The sequence below is a fragment of the Pseudomonas sp. P7779 genome (genome assembly GCF_013386315.1).
GTDB lineage: Bacteria > Pseudomonadota > Gammaproteobacteria > Pseudomonadales > Pseudomonadaceae > Aquipseudomonas.
The window spans coordinates 1-7,345 of sequence record NZ_JACARZ010000157.1; the positions used below are offsets into that span (position 1 = coordinate 1).

General features: G+C 62.9%; 6 protein-coding genes and 1 pseudogene. 1 reads left to right on the plus strand and 6 read right to left on the minus strand.

Features of this window, described 5'->3' with window-relative positions:
- Positions 1–96: 96 nt before the first annotated feature.
- From HX869_RS30205 to HX869_RS30215, 3 genes are read right to left on the minus strand one after another with little or no spacing between them, the layout of a single operon-like run.
- Entirely contained in the window at positions 97–1,194 is a 1,098-nt protein-coding gene (locus HX869_RS30205) for a DUF1513 domain-containing protein (protein ID WP_008435520.1), read from the minus strand.
- A 2-nt stretch (positions 1,195–1,196) separates the two neighbouring features.
- The gene (locus tag HX869_RS30210) at positions 1,197–2,261 is read right to left on the minus strand and encodes an imelysin family protein (protein WP_102606236.1); all 1,065 of its coding nucleotides are present in this window, start codon (positions 2,259–2,261) and stop codon (positions 1,197–1,199) included.
- Between the two features lie 31 nt (positions 2,262–2,292).
- Positions 2,293–3,720 carry a di-heme oxidoredictase family protein gene (locus HX869_RS30215; RefSeq protein ID WP_178904108.1) on the minus strand — a complete coding sequence of 476 codons (1,428 nt, stop codon included), beginning with the start codon at positions 3,718–3,720 and terminating at the stop codon, positions 2,293–2,295.
- 139 nt (positions 3,721–3,859) lie between these two features.
- Here HX869_RS30215 and HX869_RS30220 point away from each other — a divergent pair, with 139 nt between their 5' ends.
- Positions 3,860–4,423, plus strand: a complete 564-nt coding sequence (locus HX869_RS30220; RefSeq protein ID WP_003214103.1) for an NAD(P)H nitroreductase — start codon at positions 3,860–3,862, stop codon at positions 4,421–4,423.
- A 148-nt stretch (positions 4,424–4,571) separates the two neighbouring features.
- Here the strand turns inward: HX869_RS30220 and HX869_RS31935 are convergent, their stop codons facing one another.
- The 3 genes and pseudogenes from HX869_RS31935 to HX869_RS30230 form a co-directional block, all read right to left on the minus strand.
- Positions 4,572–5,327, minus strand: coding sequence for a methyl-accepting chemotaxis protein (locus HX869_RS31935; RefSeq protein ID WP_371132077.1), 756 nt, complete (start codon positions 5,325–5,327; stop codon positions 4,572–4,574).
- A gap of 102 nt (positions 5,328–5,429) precedes the next feature.
- A pseudogene (locus tag HX869_RS31940) lies at positions 5,430–6,710 on the minus strand (HAMP domain-containing protein); the annotation flags it as partial.
- Between the two features lie 123 nt (positions 6,711–6,833).
- Positions 6,834–7,235 carry a YbaN family protein gene (locus HX869_RS30230; protein ID WP_008435511.1) on the minus strand — a complete coding sequence of 134 codons (402 nt, stop codon included), beginning with the start codon at positions 7,233–7,235 and terminating at the stop codon, positions 6,834–6,836.
- Between the last annotated feature and the right edge of the window lie 110 nt (positions 7,236–7,345).

The window sequence follows — 7,345 nt, forward strand, 5'->3', positions numbered from 1 at the left end:
AGAGCGTTTTGCTTACTTTTGCGCTCTTCAAAAGTGAGCCGCTGTAAGAGCGGAACCATAAGCCGCCGTTACCGCAGCAACGGATATGCCCCCCAATCAAACCAGATGCAGATGGTTATCCCAAAGCCCCGCCGGCAACTCCAGCGGCTTGCCCACCAACGGCACCTGCCGACAATCATAAAACCGGCAACGCCCCTGCCCGGAAGTCACCACAAAGCCGTCAGCCACCGCACCCACCCCGGCACAATCCGGCAACGGCCCGTCCAGCAGCAACTGCGCGCTGTCCATGTTCCAGATAAAGAATCGATTCCCCCGTGGCGCCGTCAACGCCACCAGCCGCAACTCGCTGTGCACCGCCACACTGGCCGTGTAATGCCCCATGGCCTGCAACTGCTCATCCGCCACCGGAAACGCCACAAACGCCTGCCCCGGCCGCTTGATCGCCAGCAGCTCCGAACGCTCATGTGACGCCCCCATGAACTGCTGCCCCGCGAGGATCGTCCCGTCGCTGGCAATCCCCATATGCCGCACACTGTTCATCTGCTGGCCCAGGGTCTCCTTGCTCAACAGCGTCCCGTCGCGCTTCATCAGGACCAGGCTCGGCTCCATGGCATTCAGGTTCATCTCCACCCGGCTCTCAGCCTCAGTGCGAATCCCGCCGTTAGCCACCACCAGCGTCTCGCCATCAGGCATCCACGACACCTGGTGCGGCCCGATGCCATGGGTGGAAATCTCCCCGGTGTGCACCAGCCGTTCACCCTCGAACCGGTACACCCCCAGCAAACCGCGACCCGGGTCAGACGTGTCGTTCTCTGTGGCATACAACCACTCGCCATCCTTGTGCACCACCGCATGCCCGTAAAAGTGGCGATTGGCCTTGGAGGTGATGGTTTGCAGCAGCGCCCCGTCCCGCAAGTCGATCAGGTAACTCTCGGTGCCCGGCCGGCGGGCGACAAACAGCGCAATCGGCAGCGTCGGGTGGTTGATGATGTCGTGGCAGCGCTGGCCGACCTCGGTGGCAAATACCTGTTTGCCGTCCAGGCGAAAGCCGACGGCGTAGTGCCTGCCATCACTGTCATCCCGCGCCGAGAGCAGCAGCGGGCTTTTGCCCTTCTGCTTGAACAGCGTCCAGCCGCCCAAAGTGATCGCACTGAGCAGCACGCTGCCGAGGGCCAAAGCCTGTCGCCTGAGCATCATCAGTCACCGTCGTTGGCGTTAAAGCCCAGTTGGATGCCCAGCGCCTTGGCCAGCTCGCCTTCGTGCAGGCGGTGGACGACGTTGAGGCTGTCGTAGATATCGTTGAGTTGCTGGCGCCCGGCATCGTCGGCCAGCATTTCATTCAGCGTACGCTGGTTGCTGGCGAAGAGTTTCAGGGAGGCGGCATACGCGGCGTCGATCTTGTCAGCCAATGGCTTTTGATCGGCAGGCAACAGGCCGCGCAGGCCTTTGTTGTCGACGCCGACCCAGACGGTCTGGGCGGCAGCCAGGCTGGCTTCCAGGCTTTGCAGGGACGACTGGCTGCGCCACGCATCGGCCTGGAACGGTTGCGGGATGCCCTTGGTCTGGCGGCCCATCGGGGTGCCGAGTTTTTTCTTCAGGGTGTCCAGCGCAGTCACTTGAACCCGCAGCAGGTCGGCGATGGCTTCGTGGGAATCGGCGTAGCGCTGGTTAGGAAACTTGGTCATCTGCGCCAGCATGCCGTCGGTGCTGTTCCAGCTCGACAGGATCTCTTCGGCCAGTAGTTTCTGGCGCTCGCCGATGGCTACCAGCAACGGGCAGTAGCGGGCTTTTTGCGTCTCGTCCGCCAGATCGGTCTTGGCGTCGTAGAGGATGTATTCGTAGGCCGACAGGCCCTGCACCACGACGCTGGATTTGGCCAGGGCGGCGGCGTCGATCTGTGGTTGGGCGGTCACCAGTTGCTCGACTTGACGACCCACCAGGTTTTTCTTGTCCGGCCAGAACTGCACCTGCCACGAGCGGTTGCCCTCGGCCAGCGGGCCGATCAGCAGCGGTTGCAACTCGGCCCAGGCCTTTTGCGCGTGCAGGAAGTCGGCGCGGGCGGTCTCCAGGCTTTCCTTGCCCTGGCAGTAGGCCAGGGCGCTGACGGCCAGTTGGCGGTCGGCTTCAACCCAGCGGCTGTAGGTCGGCAGGATCACTTGCTTGGCGATGGCCGCCGAGGTCACCGCTTGCGGGTCCTGGGGCGAGCACGCACCGAGGGCGAGGGCGGCCAGGCTGGTGAACAACAACTTGGGACGGAACATGTCGAGCTCCCTTCTGTAATTAGGACAAAGCTTATAAAGAATTCAGAAATGCCAGCAACGCGGCGCGCTGCTCGGCATTGAACGACAACACATGCTGCTGCGCCGCCTGGGCTTCACCGCCGTGCCACAGCACGGCCTCCATCAGGTTGCGGGCGCGGCCGTCATGCAAGAACTGGGTGTGGCCACTGACGGCTTGCGTCAGGCCAATGCCCCACAACGGCGGCGTGCGCCAGTCGCGGCCACTGGCTTTGAATTCGCTGCGGTTGTCGGCGAGGCCGTCGCCCATGTCGTGCAGCAGCAAGTCGCTGTAGGGGCGAATCACCTGGTTAGCCAATTCAGGTTCGGCGGCGGTGGGCGCCGTGGTGAATTGCGTGGTGTGGCAGCCCTGGCAACCGGCCTGGTAGAACAGGTTTTTCCCGGCCAGCACTTGCGGTGCGTTGACGTCGCGGCGGGCGGGGACGGCCAGGTTGCGGGTGTAGAACAGCACCAGGCGCAGGATGTTGTCGCTGACCTCAGGCTCGCCATCCGGGCCATTGCCGTTGGGCGCCTGTTTGCAGGCCACTTGTGCATCGGTGCAGTCATCGAACGGTCTCAGGGAGGTGGTCAGGCCCATATCACCAGAGAACGCGTGAACATTTTGTTGATTGAGGTTCGGTTGCCCGGCTTTCCAGCCAAATCGACCGAGTACGGTCTTGTGTTGCGCGTCGTCCCAGACCCAATTCGCCCGCCCGACAATGGCTTCCTTGTCGGCGGTTTTCGGGTCGGTGTTGCGCAGGATGTCGGCGTCGGGGATCGCTTCGAGCAGCCCCAGGCCGATCATCGGCGGTGCAACTCGCGCCGAGAAGCGCGTGTCGGGGTGCATCGGCCCATAACCGAGCTGGGTGATTTGCAGGGCCGGCTTGCGCAATTCGACCACGGTGCCGTCCTTGAAGCGGACGTTGACCGGCGTGTAGTCGACCCGCACCTTGCCCTCCGGGGCGACGCCGGGCACGGCCATGTCCTGCAATTGCCCACCGTAGACCGGCTCGGGGACTACACCCAGTTGCTCGATGACCTTCGCATAGGGCGGTGCATCGGGAATCGACAGGCGTACCAGCATCGACACCGCGTTGGGCGCATCGGGCAATGGCGGATGCCCACGGCCATCCTTGATATGGCAGTTCTGGCAGGCATTGGTATTGAACAGCGGGCCCAGCCCGTCGCGGGCAGTGGTGGTGGACGGGGCAATCACCCAGGGGCTGCGAAAGAAACTGTTGCCGACGCTGAAGTCCAGGCGCCGGGTGGGCGACAGGTTGGCCGAGGGCAGGGAGAAGGCGTTCTGGTCGGTCTTCCTCACCGTGGTCGCGCCACCGGCACGCGCTTCACCAGGCTCGGCCTTGGTGAATCGCGGGGCGTCATCGCAGGCACTCAGGCTCAAGGCCATCAACAGTGCAGACAGGCGAAGGGGCGAACGGGACATCAGTCTTCCTGAACGTAGGCTGAAAATAAGGCCGCAAAGTCTAACAGGGCAGGGCGGATTGAATAAGAGCAATTATCGTTTGGTGGTATCCGATTCATTCCCGCTAGAATGACCGCACATTTTTCTCTGGAGGTGGCCAATGCAGGCTCTCGACGCTTTGCTCAACCGTGTTTCCGTGCCGCGACTGCTGGACCCGGCACCGACCCAGGAGCAGCGCGACCTGCTGTTCGCCGCTGCCATGCGCGCGCCCGACCACGGCCAGCTGCGGCCTTGGCGCTTCCTGACGGTGGAAGGTGCGGCACGTGAGCGCATGGGCACCCTGCTGGCCGAAGCCGCCCGCCTGCAGGACGCCGACGCGCCCCAGGCCGCGATCGACAAGGCGCAGAACGGCCCGCTGCGGGCGCCGTTGGTGGTGGTGGTGATTGCCCGCCTGCAAGAACATTTCAAAGTGCCAAAATCCGAGCAGCTGCTGGCGGCGGCCTGTGCGGCTCACGGGATTCTGCTGGCGGCGTACGCCCAGGGGATCGGCGCGGTGTGGCGCACCGGTGAGTTGTCGTACTCGGCCCATGTCGCCAAAGGCCTCGGGCTGAAGGCGGATGAGGAAGTGATTGGTTTCCTCTACCTGGGCACCCCACAAAACCCGCCGCGTACCGCGCCGAAAGAAGACCTGGCGCCGTTTGTGGCGGCCTGGACGGGTCAATAAGGCACCGCAACTTTAATGTGGACGGGCTTGTGTGGGAGCGGGCTTGCTCGCGAATGCGGTGTGTCAGTCAATACATGTACCGACTGATCCACCGCGTTCGCGAGCAAGCCCGCTCCCACATTGGGTGTTCACTGGTTTCAAGCTCGGGTCAAACCCGAAACTGATCCATCAGCTTCATCTGCTGGCTGGCCAGGGCGTTGAGCTGGCTGCTGATGGCCGCCGATTCGGTGGCCTGGCCGGTCAGGGTTTCGGTCACTGTGCGGATTGCCGAGACATTGCGGTTGACCTCTTCGGCCACCGCACTCTGCTGCTCGGCAGCGCTGGCGATTTGCAGGTTCATGTCGCTGATCACCGTCACTGCATCGCTGATCTTGCCCAGAGCCTGCACCGCCTGATGAATCTGCCCGGCGTTGTTCTGCGCCTGGCTCTGGCTCGAATGCATGGTCGCCACCACTCCACGGGTGCCAGTCTGGATGCGCTCGATCACCAGGCGAATCTCCTCCACCGAGTCCTGGGTACGCTTGGCCAGGTTGCGCACCTCGTCGGCCACCACCGCAAAACCGCGCCCGCTTTCCCCGGCTCGCGCCGCTTCAATCGCAGCGTTCAGGGCCAGCAGGTTGGTCTGTTCGGCGATGCTGCGGATCACTTCCAGTACCGAGCCGATCTGCTCGCTGTTCACCGCCAGGGCTTCGACTTCGGTCACGGCCTTGCTCACTTCTTCGGCCAGGGTGGTGATGTCGCGGGTGCTGCGTTCAATGATCTGCATGCCTTCGCGGGCTGACTGGTCGGCGCCGCGGGCCGCGCTGGCGGCGTTGGAGGCGCTGTTGGCCACGTCGTGGGCGGTGGCGCTCATTTCATTCGAGGCGGTGGCCACCTGGTCGATCTCACGGAACTGCACCTGCATGCCTTCGCTGGTCTGGCGCGCGATTGCCGAGGACTGGTCGGCGGTGCCACGGGCTTCGGTGATGCTTTGCTTGATCTGCGCGATGGTCGGCTGCAGCTTGTCGAGGAAGCGGTTGAACCAGTTCACCAGTTCCCCCAGTTCATCTTTTTTACCGTAGGCCAGGCGCTGGGTGAGGTCGCCGTCGCCGCTGGCGATTTCCTTGAGCATGGCGGCCACGCTGTTGATCGGCCGGGTCACGCCGGTGGCGGTCAGCCAGATCAGCAACAGGCCCAGCAGCCCGGCGGCTGCGCCTACCAGCAACGCCTTGACGGTGCCACTGGCCTGGGCCTTGTCGAGCACCGCCTGGAGTTTGAGCGAGTCTGCCAGCAGCACTTGTTTGGGCAGCTTGATCACCACGCCCCAGGATTTGGCGTCGGCAATCGGTTTGACCGGGTACACGGCGCGAATCGTGCCATCTTCCTCGCGGATCTTGCGGGTATCGCTGGCCAGCAGTTGCACGATCTCTTTGCCTTCGGCACCGAGGGTGTCCACCAGGTTTTTGCCGACTTTGGCCGGCTCGCCGCTGTAGCCGGCGATCAAGCCGTTACCGGACAGTATTTCGAGAATTCCGGCGCCGTTGAACAGTTCTTTTTGCGCCGCATCGGTCGCCGCTTGCAGGGCATTGAGGGCGAGGTCCACACCGACCACGCCGATCACTTTGCCGTCGACCAGCAGCGGCAGGGAAATGGTGGTCATCAACACCGGCTTGCCGGCCACGGTGTCTTCATACGGGTCCAGCAGGCAGGTGTTTTTTGTGTCCCGCGGGCAGGTGTACCAGATGTTGTAGGGCGTGCCGCTGAGGTTGAGGGTGGTCTTGGTCAGGTCATCCTCGACCATCACGGTGTTCAGGCCTTCACCGCCGGCGCGGCTCCAGTAGCTGGAAAAGCGGCCTTTTTCGTTGGACACACGGGCGGCATCATTGACGAATTCACTGTCTTTGCCATCGAGAGCGTTGGGCTCGAATGACAGCCAGATGCCGAGCACCTTGGTGTTGCGGTCGAAGGCGGTTTTCAGGCTGTGGTTGAGTTCTTCACGCAAGGCCCCGGCATCCAGCGAGCGCTTGGCGGCCAGAGTGCGCAGGTCCTTGATCTGGTCGGCGAGGGCGGTCACCACCAACAGGCTTTCACCGAAGGTCTTTTGCAGTTGTACTGCTTGTTCGGCGGCCTTGGCCTGCAGCAGGTTCTGCACACTGTCGGTGAGCATTCGCGAGCTTGAATCGCTGATGAGTTCGTCGTTCTGGTTGGTCTGGTACAGGTTCATGCCGACCACCAGGGCGATCACCCCCAGCAGGCACAGACCGGACAACAGCACGATTTTCAAGCGAATGGAGAGGGTGTCGAACATAGAAGTACCCGCGAATGGACTTATTAGTATGCAAGCTCACGCGAGTCCATTCGGCGCTATGCCCGGAACATCGGCTTGGGCCGGCAGTTCATGAGCGGGAGCCGATGAGCGGTAGTCAGGGTGTCAGGTGGGTTGCGGGAGACGTTCCGGTCGCGACCAGATCCACAGGTTGCCCATGCTCATTCCGGCGATGGCCAGGTAGATCGGCCAGCCGTGGTCGAGCATCACCAGCATCAGGCCGGCGCACAGCAGCATGCTCACGGTGGCGCTGACTTTGGCCCGGCGGGCGATGATCTTGCCATTGCGCCAATTGAACAGGATCGGCCCGAACAGCCGGTGGTTTTCCAGCCAGGCACTCAGGCGCGGCGAGCTTTTGGTGGCGGCCCAGGCGGCCAGCAGGATGAATTCGGTGGTGGGCAAGCCCGGTACCACAATCGCAATCAAGCCGATGCCCAGGCTGACGTAGGCCAGCAGGCCGAACAGGACGCGGGCGATTTTGGATGAGGATTGGGTTTTGCCGGTCATGGGTGCGGTTTGCATGGATGGATTTACGAAGGATTCAAAGTGAAACCGGATCAAAATGTGGGAGCGGGCTTGCTCGCGAATGCGGTGGTTCAGTCAATATATCTGGTGAC

Bases quoted from the DNA above. Each gene is read 5' to 3' on its own strand.
- HX869_RS30210 (WP_102606236.1), bottom strand. From the start codon at position 2,261: ATGTTCCGTCCCAAGTTGTTGTTCACCAGCCTGGCCGCCCTCGCCCTC.
- HX869_RS30230 (WP_008435511.1), bottom strand. From the start codon at position 7,235: ATGACCGGCAAAACCCAATCCTCATCCAAAATCGCCCGCGTCCTGTTC.
- HX869_RS31935 (WP_371132077.1), bottom strand. From the start codon at position 5,327: ATGCAGGTGCAGTTCCGTGAGATCGACCAGGTGGCCACCGCCTCGAAT.
- HX869_RS30220 (WP_003214103.1), top strand. From the start codon at position 3,860: ATGCAGGCTCTCGACGCTTTGCTCAACCGTGTTTCCGTGCCGCGACTG.
- HX869_RS30215 (WP_178904108.1), bottom strand. From the start codon at position 3,720: ATGTCCCGTTCGCCCCTTCGCCTGTCTGCACTGTTGATGGCCTTGAGC.
- HX869_RS30205 (WP_008435520.1), bottom strand. From the start codon at position 1,194: ATGCTCAGGCGACAGGCTTTGGCCCTCGGCAGCGTGCTGCTCAGTGCG.